This is a genomic window from Enterococcus sp. AZ079 (assembly GCF_050547255.1).
GTDB classification, from domain to species: domain Bacteria; phylum Bacillota; class Bacilli; order Lactobacillales; family Enterococcaceae; genus Enterococcus_D; species Enterococcus_D casseliflavus.
In genome coordinates this window covers 1395170-1412928 of the sequence record NZ_CP172955.1, presented here as the reverse complement: position 1 = coordinate 1412928, position 17759 = coordinate 1395170, and the positions used below count along the sequence as shown (strand labels likewise).

General features: G+C 40.9%; 16 protein-coding genes. All 16 read right to left on the bottom strand.

The annotated features are described in order from the left end of the window. Positions 1-14: 14 nt before the first annotated feature. Complete coding sequence (locus IGJ15_RS06815; protein ID WP_333719230.1) at positions 15-479, bottom strand: hypothetical protein; 465 nt, start codon at positions 477-479, stop codon at positions 15-17. A gap of 59 nt (positions 480-538) precedes the next feature. Then, positions 539-841: an antibiotic biosynthesis monooxygenase family protein gene (locus tag IGJ15_RS06810; protein ID WP_333719231.1), complete on the bottom strand. Its 303-nt coding sequence runs from the start codon at positions 839-841 to the stop codon at positions 539-541. A gap of 371 nt (positions 842-1212) precedes the next feature. Further along, positions 1213-1362: a hypothetical protein gene (locus IGJ15_RS06805; protein ID WP_430599392.1), complete on the bottom strand. Its 150-nt coding sequence runs from the start codon at positions 1360-1362 to the stop codon at positions 1213-1215. Between the two features lie 288 nt (positions 1363-1650). Then, entirely contained in the window at positions 1651-2634 is a 984-nt protein-coding gene (locus IGJ15_RS06800) for a serine hydrolase domain-containing protein (RefSeq protein WP_430599391.1), read from the bottom strand. Positions 2635-2775: 141 nt separating this feature from the next. Beyond that, positions 2776-3327, bottom strand: a complete 552-nt coding sequence (locus tag IGJ15_RS06795; protein ID WP_430599389.1) for a CDP-alcohol phosphatidyltransferase family protein — start codon at positions 3325-3327, stop codon at positions 2776-2778. Positions 3328-3455: 128 nt separating this feature from the next. Further along, entirely contained in the window at positions 3456-4148 is a 693-nt protein-coding gene (locus IGJ15_RS06790) for a M23 family metallopeptidase (protein WP_333719234.1), read from the bottom strand. Positions 4149-4471: 323 nt separating this feature from the next. Further along, complete coding sequence (locus IGJ15_RS06785) at positions 4472-6445, bottom strand: ABC transporter permease (RefSeq protein WP_333719235.1); 1974 nt, start codon at positions 6443-6445, stop codon at positions 4472-4474. Between the two features lie 3 nt (positions 6446-6448). Beyond that, positions 6449-7207 carry an ABC transporter ATP-binding protein gene (locus tag IGJ15_RS06780; protein ID WP_010749611.1) on the bottom strand — a complete coding sequence of 253 codons (759 nt, stop codon included), beginning with the start codon at positions 7205-7207 and terminating at the stop codon, positions 6449-6451. A 93-nt stretch (positions 7208-7300) separates the two neighbouring features. Next, a complete protein-coding gene (locus tag IGJ15_RS06775) occupies positions 7301-8284 on the bottom strand; it encodes a sensor histidine kinase (protein WP_142974086.1) in 984 nt (327 codons plus the stop codon). Beyond that, entirely contained in the window at positions 8277-8969 is a 693-nt protein-coding gene (locus IGJ15_RS06770; protein ID WP_010749609.1) for a response regulator transcription factor, read from the bottom strand. The genes IGJ15_RS06775 and IGJ15_RS06770 overlap by 8 nt, the downstream gene beginning before the upstream one ends. 107 nt (positions 8970-9076) lie before the next feature. Next, complete coding sequence (locus IGJ15_RS06765) at positions 9077-9907, bottom strand: prenyltransferase (protein WP_333719236.1); 831 nt, start codon at positions 9905-9907, stop codon at positions 9077-9079. Positions 9908-10242: 335 nt separating this feature from the next. Further along, positions 10243-10671 (bottom strand): VOC family protein, encoded by a 429-nt coding sequence (locus IGJ15_RS06760; protein ID WP_074932636.1) that lies wholly within the window; start codon positions 10669-10671, stop codon positions 10243-10245. 73 nt (positions 10672-10744) lie between these two features. Next, on the bottom strand, positions 10745-12406 hold the full coding sequence (locus IGJ15_RS06755; protein WP_430599387.1) for a phosphoenolpyruvate carboxykinase (ATP): 1662 nt from the start codon (positions 12404-12406) through the stop codon (positions 10745-10747). Between the two features lie 424 nt (positions 12407-12830). After that, the gene (gene rlmD, locus IGJ15_RS06750) at positions 12831-14198 is read right to left on the bottom strand and encodes a 23S rRNA (uracil(1939)-C(5))-methyltransferase RlmD (RefSeq protein ID WP_115232445.1); all 1368 of its coding nucleotides are present in this window, start codon (positions 14196-14198) and stop codon (positions 12831-12833) included. 240 nt (positions 14199-14438) lie between these two features. Next, positions 14439-16277: a translational GTPase TypA gene (typA, locus tag IGJ15_RS06745; protein ID WP_005230064.1), complete on the bottom strand. Its 1839-nt coding sequence runs from the start codon at positions 16275-16277 to the stop codon at positions 14439-14441. Positions 16278-16404: 127 nt separating this feature from the next. Further along, positions 16405-17742, bottom strand: coding sequence for a sensor histidine kinase (locus IGJ15_RS06740; RefSeq protein WP_087627604.1), 1338 nt, complete (start codon positions 17740-17742; stop codon positions 16405-16407). Between the last annotated feature and the right edge of the window lie 17 nt (positions 17743-17759).

Here is a 17759-nt window from a genome sequence, read left to right as displayed (position 1 = left end):
AGGTTTTCGCTACGTTACAATTTGATTTTGTTGATATCATCTGTGATGACCCAATCATCCATATTTTTTTCACGATTGTACTGAAATGGTGTTATTTCTTCTAATTCAGCGATTTCATAGACCGCTAGATACTTTTTCCCTGCCCATCGATCGACTTGTTTTTTCGATAAATTCAACTCTTTTTCATAGCGTTTTACAAAATCTATGGATTCTTCTTTCGTCATCTTTTCAGATTCAATCACGTTGGCAATGATGCCCCGATGAGTGATGGTCAAATCGCCGCCGGTCTCCACAAAATAAACAAGATCGTTGATTTTGGCTCTTCCTCCTAAAGGTGATTTTCTGCCGGCAGCCCCTCGGATGATCATTGTTTTGTCACCTTGAATCAGTTTCTCAAGCTCTTTGGCTTCTTTATTTAAATAGACCAAATGTTCTGCCCGACCGGTTTTTCCTTGATACCATTCTGCTGGTTTTGTCATAAGAAGTTCCTCTTTTCATATAAATTGTTTTTTGCGTTGTTCATTCCATGGTGGCTAAGTTATGGGAACGTTTTTTCAATGGTGTATAGGTGAGAGCTGCAACTGTTTAGATTGATGAATGAATAAAACTTTTGTGCAAAGGCATTAGGCGTGCCGCATCGGGCAAATGTTTCCGCATCTTCTTTCGTTTCGAACTTGGTGATGTCCGCCCAAGTTTCTCCATCTACTAATAATTCAAAAGAAAGGTATCCTCTTTGTTTGGAAATGTATTCTCGGTTTAATTGTTCAACGACACGAACAAATTCCGCTGTTGAAACGCCTTTTTTTAATTTGTACGAATTATGAAAAGCAACATGTGCCATCGGGGCTTCCTCCTTTTAGATTCCATCAAGTAATAGAGCGTTTAAAAAAAACTAACAGTTCTCCATTCAACCGTTCAAATGACTTTTTAACGTCCGTTGTATTTCTACCCTGTCCTTTCTTAACAGTTGCAACAAAAAGTCCGTTCAGCAGGAGAGCATTTGGTACTAAAGCGAGCACTCAAGAACTTTCCCCATTAGCTTGTCGTGGGGAACGATCAAACATTTCTCCATTGCTTTCCAGTAACTTTCATACAACTTTTTTTGAGCTTTGCCATAATTTTCTTCGCTATCAAACTCCCAATAGTGAGCATATTTCACACATTTTATGACTCTCGTCAATGGATCTGGCAGGCGACCTTCCTTGATGGTCCTCATTTCTTTGATGTAATGGGTTCGTTCATTAATCGAAAGAACAAAGCTCCCTCCATGGCCTTCATTGCCTCTGTTGCTTCCTGCATGACTGCTTCAAAGGTCTCAACACTACTGGGTTTCACTTGATAGATACTGATTTCTGAAAACACCCCGACCGCTCCTTTCACTTGTGATTTTCTTCTCAATTATAGTATACCAAGTTTACGTCGTTGATAGTTTGGTCATTTTATTCATTTCTCATTTATCTTCCGTTTATTATTGATTTAGCCTCCTACCTGCGGGATCAAATTGCTAAATTATAATTTCATAAAAAGGCTAGCAGCCGAGCTTTATCAGTAGGTCACCTGCCTGCCATAGTCACAAAAGGGATCATTAAGCTTTCGACTACAAAAAAAGCAATCAACTTTTGACAGCAGACTGCTTTTTCTTAACGCTCATTAGTGCAAAAGGAACGGTTTTAGCTCTGTCTCGATAAAGTCGATGCGATCAAAGACAGTTGGCTTAAAATACGCCGTAATGGCGATAACAGTCTCTGATTCGGGATCAATATAAAGGACATTTCCACTATTGCCGATGGCGGCATAGGTGCTTTTCTCAGCATCCAAGATCCACCATAAATACCCATAACTCATATTATGAAATTTCTCTATGTTTGTCTCTAGCGGATTGACCATTTCAGTGAGCCATTGTGAAGAAATCACTTGTTGTCCTTGATGGATGCCTTGGTTCAAGCATAGCTCACCGATTTTGGCTAAATCTTTTGCTGAAAGACAAAGCCCGTAACCTGCAGTGCCAATATTTAAAGGATCGCAAAACCAAACCGGTTTTTTTGGTACCTTGCTCATCGTAAAGTGCTTATGCTCTTGTGCCGTTTCCGCATAATAATTGGTCAGTTCGGCTACACCAAGAGGTCGAAATAAATAATGGTTCGCATAATCAACGGTCGTCATTCCAGAAGCTTTCGCTAACAAACCAGTGAGGATCTGCAGACAAACGGTTTGATAATTGAATTCATTTGTCACTCCTTTTCTTCCTCCCAATAAATCAAGCGAGGCGCTGGTCCAGTCGTCACTCGAACAAACCTTTGTCCATGGATCACCTTTGCATTTATACGGGGCTCGCATCGTTAATAGGTGTTTGATCGTAATATCCTGAATCGTTTTTTCGCCCCGTTTTACTTGATAGTCTGGAAAATAATCGAGGACTTTGTCATTGACATTCCTGATGAGGCCTTGATCGATCGCTATCCCAACTAGTAGAGAAACGATACTTTTCGTAGCGGACATAAGGTGGCAAGTATCCTCTGGCTTATACTCATGCCATTCATTCGAGTAAACTTCCTTTCCATTTTGGTAGGCAGCAATTTGGCAAATATTAGGCTGGTTTTTACTGATACATGCATGCAGTTCTTGTCTATTCATTTGTGAAGCCTCCCTTCAAAGATAAGCATAATACCATTAAAAATTGTTTTCAATGTTATTTTTAAAATTGTTTTTGAAGGGTCTTTTAAAAGTCTATTAGCGATGAATACGCAAAAAAAAGCCCTCAATGATAGAGGCGCCTTACTTAAAACTTTCGAATATCGATTTTTGATTTCTATCCAGATTTTTTGAGAGGATCGTTATCAGCAATTCTTCTAATGCGGAAACAGTGGCGATGGTCCCCAAAATTAAGACAACAATTTTTGCAGGACTCACCATGAGCAGCAATGGGTAAATACCTAAAAGAAAACCGACTGCTTTGTTGAGCCATGTATGCAGACTACTAAAAGACCGATATTTTACATAGCCAATCAGATAACTGACAAAACGAATCATAGTAATCACTAGTAGCCAGACCCAAAGCGTATGTACCGCCAACAGCTGTGGTAGAAAAGAAAGAAAAACTGCGAGAAAAAAGCTTACATCTGCGAAACTATCTAGTAAGGCACCCACCTCACTCGTAAGATTCATCCTTCTTGCAAGCAGCCCATCGACGAGGTCGCTTAAAAAACAATAGGAATAGAGCAGCCAAAACCAGCCAGACATTGGCTGAAGGAATAGTAAAAGTGGTGCGAGAATCAGTCGAGAAGTGGTAAGGATATTGGGTAAATGATTCATTTGTTCTCCCTGCATTTCATTTTCTTCACAAATTTTGAAAACCTAAGATTATTTCACGTACTTAAAAGAAGTCCAAAGACTTTTAAACGTTTTTTCTTTTGAGCGACCTACAAGTCCTGATGCGAATGTTTCAAATCTGGTCCTTAGTCTTCCTTCAACAATCGTATCCGATCCGTACTACCTGGTATCCGATTCTGCACCTTTGTCCATCCCCCTGCTTGGTACACTTCATATTCTTCAAAGCGGCAAGGAAGACCTTTCGCATGAGCGATATCACTTGTGTCCATCACTTGAAAATGCAGATGAGGCGAAGTCGAATTTCCTGAATGGCCAACGTTTCCGATCACCATCCCTTTGGTGATGTTTTGTCCTACGGAGACAGTGACAGATCCTTTTTGCAGATGGACAAATGCCATATAAACGCCCTCAGAAGCTTTTATCACAATGTAGTTGCCAGCTATTTGTTGATAATCATCTTTGTGTTCATTAAAAAACAAACCATTTTTTACAGCGATCGAAAAATCTCTGATCCAGTGAACGATTTTCCGTTCCCGATAGCCATCTCTTGCAACAATTACTTCGCCATCACAAGGCGCATAGATTTTTTCGCCCCAACAATAACAGCTCTCCAGCGGAACCCCTAAGAAGAAATAGCTCAGAAAGCTTCGACTATGAAAAGCTTTGGTTTTCCCCTCAAAATTAACTTGTAAAAAATCAAAGGCATAACACAACCCCATTCGATCGGTACCATGGCTAGGAATCTTCTCGGCTGGTGTAGTCGGCGCAAGCCACTCACCTCTTAAGGGGAATCCAATGGTTATCGGCTGCTCTTTCATAAGGCTTTCTCCTTTTTGGATCACATGATCTCTTTTATTTTGAAATGACTATCAATCGCGCGGCACTCTATACCCGTGCTTTACTCCTTTTCACTATAGGTCACCTAAGGCTTTTTTTCAACTCTAAAAAAGTGGGCTAGCGGGCGTGCCTATCAAAAAAACACCTCAATCATGTAGTGATTCCAAACTGTTAGACCAAAAATTCTAACTTTTGAGCATCGCTTCATGGATGAGGTGTTCTTACATTTTATTTTTTTGTAGCTCTTGGCGGTGACGACTAATCCATCTAGCTATCGTCTGACAAAATAACATTTGTCCCCCCGCTACTGTTTGCGCTCCACCAATCGATAGTAGACTCTTGCGGTGATGAAATACACCAGCAGATAAATCATTGTAAACAACAGGACAGAAATAATCGTTACCGTGATCAATAAGTTACGATCCGTCAGACCAAAAAGAATCAGTAATTTTCGAATCATTGGTAAAGCAAACGCCAAATGGATGATCGCTGCCACCAAAGGAAATGAGAAGATCATCAAAACTTGCTGCTGGATCACTTGCTTGACTTCCTTATGGCTTAACCCAACTTTTTGCAAGATCTCGAAACGTTCTTTATCCTCCATCCCTTCGGAAACTTGTTTATAATAAATGATCAATGCAGCAGCTAAAATAAAGATCACACCAAAAATCAAGCCTAAGAAGAAGAAGCCGCCGGTAAAGGTTTTTGTCTCAACTTCAAAAAGATCTTTTGATTCAACGCTCGCCTGAGCATCTGCTGCCAGAAGTTCGCTGCGAATCTCTTTTGCGATGGCTTCGCGATCGCTTGCTTCTTCTGTTTGAAAATTAAAGACTGTTGTTGTCACTGGTTGCTGGTAAAGTTGAAACTCTTCGTTTTGATACCAAGCGCTTAGCTTTTCGGCAAGCCACTGATCATCCGCCACGAGAACAAGATGCTGAACGGGGTTTTCTACTTTCGTGAATGTTGGCAGTTCTTTCAATTCCCGCAAGCGAAATTGACGATCATCGATCGTCGTCTTTTCTGGTAATGCTTGATGCGTCCAGGTGGCGGGAAAAACGAATAGTTCGTCGTCAGCGGGTCCTGTTTTCCCGGTGATTTCATGGTATTCAGAACTGGTAAGAAAAATAAGATACACGGCTTTATCTAAACTACCGCTATTTTCTTCAAAAGTGGTTGAGGGAACAAAATTTGGTTCCTCAAAGGTAAAAAGCAACGGTCTTGTTGTAGTGACTTGTTGGCGCTCTTTGATCGTTAGCTTATCTTCAAGTCCATCAATTGCTGTGTTGATTTGCAGGGAATCAGCCGCTGACTCAATTTGAACATCGTAAGGAAAACGGGTTTCGATCACATTCTTTTGTCCAAAATAAAGACTGGCGGTCGTAGCAACGGTCACTAACACCATCGTTGATAAAATACAAATACTTGCTAAACCAGCCGCATTTTGCTTCATCCGATACAACATGGTAGAGACATTGATAAAATGGGTCGTTTGATAATAATAGGTCGTTCGTTTTCTTAAAAACTGCAAAGCTTTGATACTGCCCGCAATAAACAACAAATAGGTAGCCAAGATTACGAGGACGACGGCGACAAAGAACAGGCCTAATGCACTGATGGGCGACTTGATCGTCACAGAGATCGTATAGCCTGCCACTAAGCATAGGACACCTAATACTGCCAAAATACCTTTTGCTCGTGGTTCTTTTTCATTTCGCTTGCTTCCCTGCAGTAATTGAAGTGGATTGGTTTTGCGGACTTGCAGTATGTCAAATAAAAATAAACAACCAAAGACGAACATAAAATACAGGATCACCAAGCCAATGCTCTCAAATGACAGTTTGAAGACAAAGAACTCGCCTACGGCTAAGATTTTCTTCAGTATCAAAAATCCTAATCGTGCAAACAATAAGCCACTGATCAGTCCGGCGGCAAGGCTAATGAGAAAACTGTAAAAGAGTTCCCAAAAGACCACGAAGGCGATCTCACGTTTTCCTAGTCCTAAAACATTGTAGAGACCAAATTCTTTTTTTCGCTGCTTGATCAAAAAGTTATTGGTGTAAAAGGAAAAGATCGCCGCAAAAATCATGAGGATGATATTTCCTAAACGAAACATGAAGATGGCGCTTTGACTACTAGGAAGTTCCTTCATTCCTGGATTGTTCACGATGATTTGCGTCATCATCAAAACAGCCACCAAGAAACTCATAGATAATAAAAAGGGTGTGTAAGCTTTGGCATTTTTACGCAAATTGGAGAAGGCGATTTTTTGAAAGAACATTGGTTACTCCTCCTTTGCAAAGACAGCAGTCATTGTTTCGGCTATTGCTTCTAGAAAAGCGGTATTGCTGCGATCCCCTCGATACAGCTGGTGAAACACATACCCGTCTTTGATAAACAAGACGCGTTGTGCGCGACTGGCTGCGATCGAACTGTGAGTGACCATCACGATCGTCTGTCCATTTTGATTGATCTGTTGAAATAATGTCAGTAATTGATCAGAGGTTTTCGAATCCAGCGCTCCGGTTGGCTCATCTGCTAATAGCAGTTCCGGTTTTGTGATGATTGCTCGTGCGACAGCAACTCGTTGTTTTTGTCCGCCAGACAATTCATACGGATAGTGCTGCAATAAATCGGCGATCCCTAAAGTTTGTACGATAGGCTGAAGCTGCTTTTCCATTTGTTTGACGGAAACTTTTGATAAAACTAATGGCAATAAAATATTGTCTTTTACCGAAAAGGTGTCCAATAAATTAAAGTCTTGAAAAACAAAGCCTAAGTGATCCCGTCGAAAACTCGCTGCGTCTTTTTCTTTGATCGTGGTCAGATCGATGCCATTCAGCTGCATTTCACCCGCTGTTGGTTGGTCTAACGTCGCCATCAAGTTCAGCAACGTACTCTTTCCCGAACCTGATTCCCCCATGATAGCGACATATTCCCCTTCTTCTACCATAAAGGTAATATTTTTCAACGCTTCAACGGGTTGTCCGTTCAGCTGGCTTTGATAGATTTTTTTTACTTGTTGAATGTTTAAAAGTGTCATCTTGTTCCCTCCTTCCTTTTTAGAATAAGCTGACTGGCAGAAAAAAGCGACTTACAATAAAAACCGCAAACTTACAGTGTTGAAAGTTTGCGGCTATCCGTTATTTGTGGTGGGAAAATGAAGTGTGACGATGGTTCCCTGTCCTACTTCAGAATCAATCGCTAAACGGCAGCCGATTTTTTCAGCCGCTTGTTGACTCATATATAAGCCTAGGCCGCTCGCTCGTTGCTGAAAGCGACCATTTTGTCCCGTATATCCTTTCTCAAACACCCTTGGCAAGTCTTCCTTACGAATACCAATGCCGCTATCTTGAATCACTAAGGCATTGTCTTTAGTGAAAACGTTGATGCCACCAGTTTCGGTATACTTCAAGCTGTTGAAAAGAACCTGTTCAAAAATAAAAACGAGCCACTTTCGATCGGATGTCACCGTCAAATCCACCGCCATGTCCAGTTGCAGATTCTTTTTCGAGAAAAACAAGGCATACTTTTTGATCGTTTGACGAACGAGGGGCGCTAAAGCAATCGACTCAAAGACAAAATCTTCATTCGCTAAATTTTGTCGTAAATAATTCAACATCATTTGCAAGTAATCATTCACCTTAAATAATTCCGCTTTGACCTCCGTCGGTGACAACGAATCGCTTTGGACCAAAAGATCTAGCGCAGCTAGAGGCGTTTTGATTTGATGAAGCCATAGGCCGAAATCTTCATAAATTTCTTCATTTTTTAACGCTGCCTTGTAATCAGAAGTGGTTTTTTCTCTTGCCAATTGTTTAAGAAGGGCTTGGTATTCGTCTTCTAAACGATTTCGAGTGGCAGGCAAGAACGCCAACGCCGCTTCCGTCATACGTTCTTTTCTTAATAAATGCTGCAGCTGCTTTCTTTTTTGTGCGTAACGAAAATAATGAAAAAGGGAAAGTCCCCCTAAGATCACCCCTGAAAAGACCACATAGTCAATGAAGGGCTCCAACGAAAGGCTGTGGAGAAAGAATAGCCCAAATAGGCCCGCACTAAACAGCAGGTAAACGAGATAAAACTTTCCATAAAGAACGAAATATTCTTTCACGTTAGTCATAGGCGTGTTCCTTTTCTATCAAATACCCTTTATTCTTTACCGTCTGGATCAAATCGGATAGTTCGATCTGGCTTAATTTTTTTCGCAAGCGGGTCATATTGACCGCTAATGTGTTATTATCGATGAATTCTTCACTATTCCAGAGCATTTCAATGATGGTCTCTTTGGCTACGATCTTCCCTCGATGCTGCAAAAGCAAGGAAAGAATCCGAGCTTCATTTGGAGACAGTGGCAACTGTTCCCCCTGTTTTTTTAATACATTTTCTGTGGGATAAAAGGTTACTTGCCCTATCTCAAAGGTCAGCGCTTGTTGGTGGCTATACTGATAGCTCCGCCGCAGCAATGCTTGGATTTTTGCCAAAACGAAGGCTAAATCAAAGGGTTTTGTTAAATAATCATCTGCTCCCATGTTCATCGCCATGATCTGATTCATCTGTTGATCCATCGACGAAAGGAAAATGATCGGCACTTCTGACTTCTTGCGAATTTCTTGGCACCAATGATACCCGTTGTAATAAGGCAGCGAAATATCTAAAAGAACGAGATCCGGTTTGATCTCATGAAACTCTTGCAAGATGCTAGCAAAATTCTTCGCGGAAACACATTCGTACCCCCATTGCTGTAAATATTCTGCTAGAACAGAGACGATCGTTGCATCATCTTCAACAAGATATATTTTTTGCATGTCTTTCTCCTCTCTGTTGATTAATCACTTGCTTCTTTACAGACAGTGTACCAGAAAAGAAAAAGAATCGTCTAGATGGGGGGAACCTTTCAAAGGGCTGTTTTTCCTCAATCCTCTGCCAATCGAGCAAGAATTTCTTGGTAACGCTGTGTGGCAAAGGGACTGATATGCCCTTTTTGGCAAAAATTCAGTTTCCCCAGTTTGGGTACGACCCGTTCTACGATGACATTGCCATTTTGAACTTTCGATTCAAACTGCTGCAAAGCCTCCAAAAATCGTGCGTCTTTTCTGGCAGAAGGATAAAAAGACAAGACATACAGATAATAAAAAAGATTGTATCCTCTAAAGGGGTATTCTGTCTGCATAAATAATGTACCCATCCCATACTGACAGGGACTGATTGGCTGACGGATCTCCCAATGAGCAAGCAAAAATTCGCTTGCTTGCTTAAGCGTTTCCATTTTTTCACGATCATGAGTATAGCGAAAAGCATCAAGGACCGTTAACGTCGTCATTGGCGTGGAAAAGTGGGTCTCAGGGCCGCGACCAAAACTATACTTATTGCACTTCCAGCCGCCATCTGCTTCCTGAGTAGCAAGAAAATAGTGAAAGGTCTGTTGCAGCCGCTGGTCCCTTGTGTAACCAAGAGCACACAGCGTTCGCAAAGCCAACGCCGTATGACATGGATAGATCCCCCCTGACGGAGAAATTTTAAATCTGCCGTCTTCTCTCCATCCTTGAAAGATCAATGCGGCTGTCTCTTTTAATAAGTTCTCCTCACGTGACATGCCAAGTTCAAGTAAATAAAGAGGACTTTCTAAGGTCGTAAAGGGTGCTCCTTTTAGTAATTTATGGTCTGGCGTCGACCATAAATCGGCGCCATGATCATATTGATGGGAAATGATTGCTTCGATGTCTTGCTGAACCCTCTGATCCATATTGATCTTCCTCCATCTCTTAAGTGTCGTGCAATCAACCCAATAATCCTCATTGACCCACGGTGCACTCGCTTCTAGAATGATAAAAATTCGAACGTTTTTTAACACATGAGTTAAGTTTTTGTTTTTGAATTGTCCAAATGAATTTTAGAAATCAAATAGTTTTTTCCCGACGGACGTACTTTTAAAAAGAATGTTCTAGTTTTCCTGATGACAGGTTTTAAAAAAGTTTGTCTCTGAAATCGCATGATCATCCGAACCCCATAATGAAAGATCACCTGAATAGGAACACGCTCACGCAACAAGTTCATGCCACGCTCTTTTAGTTTAAGGAATCAGGCATAATGAAATAGTTCAAAACGAATGCCTTCTGGGCTTTCAAAGAATAAGGCATAGTAGTTAGGGGCGATGCGCTCTTTGTATTCCATTGGTCGATCGTGAAGGATCTTTACCCCTAAAGCTTTTATTTTGGCAAAGATCGCATCTACGACTTCGCGGCTTTCCGCCTTAAATGCTATGTGTTGAACAGAGCCCGGTTTTCTTGAATCGATTTTCTCGTTCTTCCATTCTTTTCGCGGGGAACAAATGCCGAAATCAAATGAATCGCCTATATATTCTACTACTTCCATATCGGCATGTTCTAAGTACCCAGAATATTTCTTCTGAAGGTCAAAACCTAATACTGCAAATAATTGATCATAAAAGCCTTCTGCTTTTTTTACATCATTGACTGTAATTTGGATATGGTGAAACTGAATGTTCATATTCGCTCCTTTCTGGCTAACAAAATAAGTGTTTCAGGAAAAAAGCCGCTTGCGGAAGTTTGATTCAACTAAATTAGCTAGGAAGCTCACTTAATGTAGAAATCACCTTTTCCATTGCCGTTGCTACTTCTTTAGGCAACTTATTATAGCCATCATTTTCTGTCTCTTGAGCCAAAATAAAGTCCAGCCGACCTTGCATCCGCTCTCTTAAATGAGCAACATAGGAGGCATCTTGAAAATCGACTTTAAAGCCTGTTACTGGCAGGAAACTCATTTCGGTGATCCCACCGAAATTTTTAAATTCAGCCTCGCCTTCCAAAATTTTTTCAATCGATGTTAGTGTGACTTCAGGCGTGACTTTCTTGCCTTTGTAAAAGCCTGTATTTAGAATATAACAAGCCGTTTGGTTTTCTTTAAACAAGTGCATGAAATGGGCAAAATCTTCCCCTAAAGGATAGACTCTAAATGGATTGGCATAAGGTTCGATGACCAGTTTATCTATATCCGTGGTCTCGACAATATGTTCAGCTGTCGTGCGCTTCGTAGCTAAGGTCAAACCAAAAACAGCGGCTAAAATCGGATCGTCAATTTTTACTACCGGAGGCAGCGTGTCATCTTTCATGATCCAACATACGGCATCGATCGGCGAATCTAAATGGTCCACCCGATTAGGTGTGACATATCGTGATTTGACGGTTCGACCATTCCCATTACGAATATCTTGGGTCACGAGGACCTTTTTTCCTTTCTCGTCTAAAGTAACCCCAACATTTTGACAGGTGATAAAGTAGCGGACATTTGGGTTGGTTAATGGATAGTCTTGCGTTTTATCAAAATAAGAAGGCTCCAGAGCAGTAGATGCACCATTTGTTTGATTAATCACAAACGCATCGTCATGCAGAACCTTGATCTCATATCTGCCATCATGTTCTGCCAATGTGATAGTCGATTTTCCTGATCCTGAAAGACCAAAAGCAGCCATCGTAAATGTTCGATTCGGTAACTGATACTGCTTCATTCCCCCATGACACGCCACAAAGCCATGGCGATGCGCGGTAGCCCAAGCCAAAGTTAATGTCGCTTTTTTCAATTCACCAAAATAGTTTAAACCTAAGACTGCCGCAACATTGTGTTCAGGATCAAAAAGAGACAGTCCATAAGGAAAATCAGGATGAGACCAATCTGGATCAGCGTACAAAAAAATGTCCGTCTCTGGATATTCTTTGGAACGTTGGTACCTTTCTTCCCATGATTTCGTCATCAATTGAAAATTCAACAAATAAGAGTAAAAGTTGGTTTCATAGTGCTCTGGTATCAACAGGTGAGCTTTGACCATAAACGCTTCATCTAATCCTACAACAACTTCACCACCATAAAATTGCTTGCGGGTTCCTTGGTATAAGGCATCTCGCAAAATGTCTTCATATAATTCTCGCTGGATTCCAGGATGCCCGATGATGCGTCGAGCTGCCGCTGTCCGTCCAACTACTTTTCCGTCATTAAACACGATGACTTTTGCATCCTCTGGTAGTCCTAACTCTTTGGTGTGTGTGACCGACATATCCGTAAGAATAGCGCCAGAAGATTCTTTTGCTAAGTGATAGGCAGTGGCTAGATCATCAATCCAAGTGACATTGTTCCCATAAAAAGCTGACTCTATCAACACTTTAAAACTCGACAAATGCGTATTTTGCGGTGTAATTTCTTTGTGTGAAAATGCACGAATCGTTGCCATGTGCAATCCCTCCTAACAAAAATTTTCTATTCACTACGTTTATTATAATACTTTCTAATCACCACACGCCATATTTTTATACACATTAACTATAAATTGCCGACAAAACATTTTGTTAAAGGATTTGGCTGTCTGCATATTTGTAGCTTCCCTGCTTTTTGCATTGATTTTGTCCCCGCTCATCATTAGTGAGAAAGAACAAAAAAACTGGAACAAAAAAGAATGTCTTTCTGTTCCAGTTTCTGGTTTTATATTTCATCCATTCCAAACGTCACAATCGACGTAATTAGATAGACAGATGGGTTATAGTTGCTTATTTCTCAATTGATTCGCCTTCTCTAGTAACTTTGTTATCGTAAGATTTTATGACAATTACCATAAAAAGAATTCACGGTCAAAATCACTGAAAAGAACTCGTTTTTTCTTAACGACGTTCTAACAACACGACACACTCCACATGGGTCGTTTGTGGGAACAAATCAACAGGTTGGACTTCTTTTGTCACATACCCTTCTTCTTCAAACAACGCGAGGTCACGAGCCAAGGTTGCTGGATTGCAGGAAATGTAAACGATGCGCTCTGGTTTAACTGCAGCGGTCGTTTCAATAAAGCTGGCATCTAAACCTTTGCGAGGTGGATCAACGAAGACGACTGTCGGTTGAATGCCTTCACGTAGCCATTGCGGCATGATTTTTTCGGCTTTACCGATAAAGTAATGCACGTTTTCGACACCATTTCTTTTGGCATTGGCTTTGGCATCGTTCACTGCTTCAGGAATGACTTCCATCCCTAACACTTCTTTCACGCGATCAGCCAAACTGATCCCGATCGTTCCGATTCCTGCATAGGCATCCACAACGACATCATTTTCAGACAGTTGTGCCATCTCGAAGGCGGTTTGGTACAAGACTTCTGTTTGCGCTGTGTTGACTTGGTAGAAAGATTTCGCTGAGATTTGGAAGGTTTTGCCTAATAATTGATCATCGATCGATGACTTGCCATACAAGACACGCTCGAACTCGCCCATGATCACATTGGTTTTTTCTTCATTGATGTTTTGAATGACAGAAACAACTTCTGGAATCTCTTCGTGGATCACTTCCGCGATCTCTTCTCCCTTGAAGAATTTCGGTTTACGTGTCACTAATACGACCATCATTTCACCTGAGTGATGCCCACGACGAACGACAATGTGGCGTAAGAACCCTTCATGGGCTTCTTCATTGTAGGCTTTGACATTGAAGCGCTGCAAAATATCTCTGACTTTGATGATTGCTTGATCGATGTTTGGATCTTGAATATAAAAGTCTTCGATCGGTACCAGAGTATGGCTGTTTTTGCGGTAAAATCCAGTCGTTAATTTTCCATGAATCTTTTGCACAGGGATTTGCGCTTTGTTGCGGTAACCAAATGGTTTTTCCATTCCGATTGGTGCCTTGACCTTGATTTCAGGCAGTTTGGCGATTTTAGCCAAAACATTCTCTACTTGCTGCTGTTTGAAGGCTAATTGTTTGTCATAGCTCAAATGACTCAATGGGGCGATCCCGGTGCGCAACAATGCTTCATTCGGTAATTCTTGTCGATCAGGACTTGCTTGCAACAGTTTCATCACTTTGGCAAAACCAAATTTGTTGCCGACTTTCAACACTTTGACTAAGGCACGTTCATTTGGCAGGGTGTTTTCAATAAATAATAAGTACCCATCGACTTTGGCGATCCCATTTCCTTCATGGGAAAGGTCCAAAATATCGACTTCAAGTTCCTGATTCTTTTTAACAGGATAATTTTTCATAGATTTCTCCTTTGTGCTTACTTTCTCCATTTTAAAAAGGAATGGTCGAAATTGCAAGCGGTGCTTATTTTAACGGTTCAACAGATCGGGTAGACGTGCAAAAAAGAACCGAAGGAGGGAAATCGGCTGATTGCTTTTCTAGGGGTTGCGGCGAAGAGCCGCTGCACCACAGGAGCAATCCCTTTTCCATCCTTCGGAAAATCGAACAGATCAGAAGTTGGTAAAAACCTCGATCATTGTTTATTTGTCAGCTGTTTTTTTCTTTTTCTGTGATTTTTCCCGTTCGCTCTTGTTTAAGATTTGTTTTCTCAAACGAATGCTTTCTGGTGTTACTTCACAGTATTCGTCATCGTTCAAGAACTCCAATGATTCTTCTAGTGAAAGGATTCTTGGTTTCTTGATGACAGATGTTTGGTCTTTCGTCGCTGAACGGACGTTAGTCATTTGTTTTGCCTTCGTAATATTGACCGTTAAGTCATTGTCACGAGAGTTTTCGCCGACGATCATTCCTTCATATACTTCAGTACCTGGTTCAACGAAGACCGTTCCACGTTCTTCAATACTCATGATTGAGTAAGTCGTTGCTTTTCCTGTATCGATCGATACAAGTGCGCCGTGGTGGCGTCCGCCGATTTGCCCTTGGATCATTGGCAAGTATTGGTCGAAGGTGTGGTGCATGATACCGTAGCCGCGAGTCATTGATAAGAATTCTGTCGTATAGCCAATCAAGCCACGAGCTGGTGCTAAGAAAATGATTCGTACTTGTCCATTTCCTGTATTGATCATATCTTGCATTTCTGCTTTACGAATCCCTAGTGATTCAATCACTGAACCCATGTATTCTTCTGGTGTGTCGATTTGCACTCGTTCAAATGGTTCGCATTTCACGCCATCAATTTCGCGTTCGATAACTTCTGGACGAGAAACTTGCAATTCAAAACCTTCACGACGCATGTTTTCGATCAAGATCGACAAATGAAGTTCGCCACGTCCTGAAACAGTCCAAGAATCTGGTCCGATTGGTTCAACACGTAGAGACACGTCTGTTTGTAGTTGCGCCATCAAGCGTTCTTCAATTTTACGAGCGGTTACGAATTTCCCTTCACGACCTGCAAATGGTGAATTGTTCACTACAAAGGTCATTTGTAACGTTGGCTCATCAATGTGTAAAACAGGTAACGAGTCTTGGTGATCGATCGGTGTGACTGTTTCACCAACGAAGATGTCTTCCATCCCAGAAACAGCGATCAAATCGCCAGCTTTCGCTTCTTGGATCTCTAAACGTTTCAAACCGAAGAAACCGAATAATTTTGTGACACGGAATTTCTTCACTTGGCCATCAAGTTTCATCAAAGCAACTTGGTCACCAACTTTGATCGTTCCACGGAAGACACGTCCGATTCCGATACGTCCAACGTAGTCATTATAATCAAGCAACGATACTTGGAATTGCAATGGCTCATCGCTGTTGTCGATTGGCGCTGGAATATGTTTTACGATCGTATCAAACAATGGTGCCATCGTTTTTTGTTGATCGGCAGGATCATCTGATTCACTTGAGGTTCCGTTGATCGCTGAAGCGTAGATCACTGGGAAGTCCAATTGGTCATCGTCTGCACCTAATTCGATAAATAGTTCTAATACTTCATCTACCACGTGCTCAGGACGAGCAGATGGTTTGTCGATTTTGTTAACAACAACGATTGGTACTAAATGTTGTTCCAACGCTTTTTTCAATACGAAACGTGTTTGAGGCATCGTTCCTTCATAAGCATCAACAACTAAAACAACACCATCGACCATTTTCATGATCCGCTCTACTTCACCACCGAAGTCCGCGTGTCCTGGGGTATCCATGATATTGATTTTGGTTCCGTTGTATTCAACCGCTGTATTTTTCGCTAAGATCGTGATACCACGTTCTTTTTCGATCGCATTTGAATCCATCGCCCGTTCTTGTAATTGGGTATGGCTATCTAACGTTTGGGATTGTTTCAATAATTCATCAACTAATGTAGTTTTTCCGTGGTCAACGTGGGCAATAATAGCGACGTTGCGGATATCATTTCTAATATTCAATTTATAAACTCCTTTTTTGGTGACATTGCACTCGACAAGCCATTATACCAGAATTTCTTTCTGAAATATAGTGCAAAGTTTTCATTTTTACAGAAAAAGCAGACATCTTGTCGATATCTGCTCCAATTCATCCTCGTTTTGGCATAGAATGCTTAACGGGAAACAGCAATTTCAGTTCAAACCAGCCATCTTCTGTTTGGATCACCATCGTTCCTTTGTATTTATTCACCGTTTCGCGGACACTTTTTAACCCATACCCATGAAAATGTTTGTCTTTCTTGGTGGTGATCGGCAAGCCGTTTTCAAACGTCAAGGGTTCTTCGTAGCGATTTTCTAGGCAGATCAAAAGCATCTCCCCTTTACGGCTGATTTTCAATTGAATCAAGCGATTATCTTCTTTGGTAATTTTGCGGACACTTTCAATGGCGTTATCGATAATATTACCGAAAAGCGTACTGATATCCACTGAATTCATAAAAGAAAGGCTTGCCCCATCTGCAATCACGGTGAAGGTAATTTTTTCTTTCTGACAAAAGATTTGTTTTCCTGTCAAAACAATATCTAACACACTATTGCCGGTATCCATCCTTAAGTCGTACGAGTTGATTTCTTTTTCCATGACAGCCAAATAATCCTGTGTCTCCTGTGAGAGAGGATCATTTTTCAAAACATTGATCAAATGTTTCAGGTCGTGATACTTTTGATTGATGATCTCAATGCTTCTTTCCGAGGTTTGATAATTGATCATTTGATTTTTTAGCAAGCTTTCTAACTTCTGTACTTCAAACTTTTGTTTCATTTCATTCAATTGAACGTGGTAGGCAAATAGCAGCGCCACTCCCCCAAAATCCACCATCGTTCGAATATTAAAAATATCTCTAGCCATACTCCCACTAAAAGGCGTATTTTGATACACATAGCTGATATTGCTCATGGTGAATACCACGATCACGATAATCATCACCGAAGCGATTTCTCGATAGGTGATTACTTGTTCGGCACTTTCGATCACAAATCGTTTTTCCAATTTGTACAAAAGGCCTAACAGCATACTGCATCCCAAAAAAATAAACGCATAGGTTCCGATATAATCGAAGGAAACTTTGAAATCCAATACAAGAAAATAGTAGATTTGATACGTGAGTGATGCAGCAAATTCACCTACGATAAATGCCCGTGCAGTGAAATACAAGGCATTTTTCCACGGAATCTCAGCAGTGGTAAAAAGAAATAGAAACATTATAAGTGCTGAAATGATAATGATCGGAATAAAATAGACTTGTGAGACATCGGAATTAATGATTTCCATATGCAGATACAAGATCAAAAGGAATACAAAAACCCGTCCAATTTTTTTCTTGGTTAGCTTCTCTGTTTTCGTCAGTAATACGAAAAGTAAGGTACTCATCCAATAAGCGATCGCATAAAAAATACCTGGAGTTTCTGATAGTTGATACGGGGACAAAATTGCTTCACCTCATC

Excerpts from the sequence above, each read along its gene's own strand:
- IGJ15_RS06815 (WP_333719230.1), bottom strand. The coding sequence starts at position 479 with ATGACAAAACCAGCAGAATGGTATCAAGGAAAAACCGGTCGGGCAGAA.
- IGJ15_RS06810 (WP_333719231.1), bottom strand. The coding sequence starts at position 841 with ATGGCACATGTTGCTTTTCATAATTCGTACAAATTAAAAAAAGGCGTT.
- IGJ15_RS06800 (WP_430599391.1), bottom strand. The coding sequence starts at position 2,634 with ATGAATAGACAAGAACTGCATGCATGTATCAGTAAAAACCAGCCTAAT.
- IGJ15_RS06795 (WP_430599389.1), bottom strand. The coding sequence starts at position 3,327 with ATGCAGGGAGAACAAATGAATCATTTACCCAATATCCTTACCACTTCT.
- IGJ15_RS06790 (WP_333719234.1), bottom strand. The coding sequence starts at position 4,148 with ATGAAAGAGCAGCCGATAACCATTGGATTCCCCTTAAGAGGTGAGTGG.
- IGJ15_RS06785 (WP_333719235.1), bottom strand. The coding sequence starts at position 6,445 with ATGTTCTTTCAAAAAATCGCCTTCTCCAATTTGCGTAAAAATGCCAAA.
- IGJ15_RS06780 (WP_010749611.1), bottom strand. The coding sequence starts at position 7,207 with ATGACACTTTTAAACATTCAACAAGTAAAAAAAATCTATCAAAGCCAG.
- IGJ15_RS06775 (WP_142974086.1), bottom strand. The coding sequence starts at position 8,284 with ATGACTAACGTGAAAGAATATTTCGTTCTTTATGGAAAGTTTTATCTC.
- IGJ15_RS06770 (WP_010749609.1), bottom strand. The coding sequence starts at position 8,969 with ATGCAAAAAATATATCTTGTTGAAGATGATGCAACGATCGTCTCTGTT.
- IGJ15_RS06765 (WP_333719236.1), bottom strand. The coding sequence starts at position 9,907 with ATGGATCAGAGGGTTCAGCAAGACATCGAAGCAATCATTTCCCATCAA.
- IGJ15_RS06760 (WP_074932636.1), bottom strand. The coding sequence starts at position 10,671 with ATGAACATTCAGTTTCACCATATCCAAATTACAGTCAATGATGTAAAA.
- IGJ15_RS06755 (WP_430599387.1), bottom strand. The coding sequence starts at position 12,406 with ATGGCAACGATTCGTGCATTTTCACACAAAGAAATTACACCGCAAAAT.
- rlmD (WP_115232445.1), bottom strand. The coding sequence starts at position 14,198 with ATGAAAAATTATCCTGTTAAAAAGAATCAGGAACTTGAAGTCGATATT.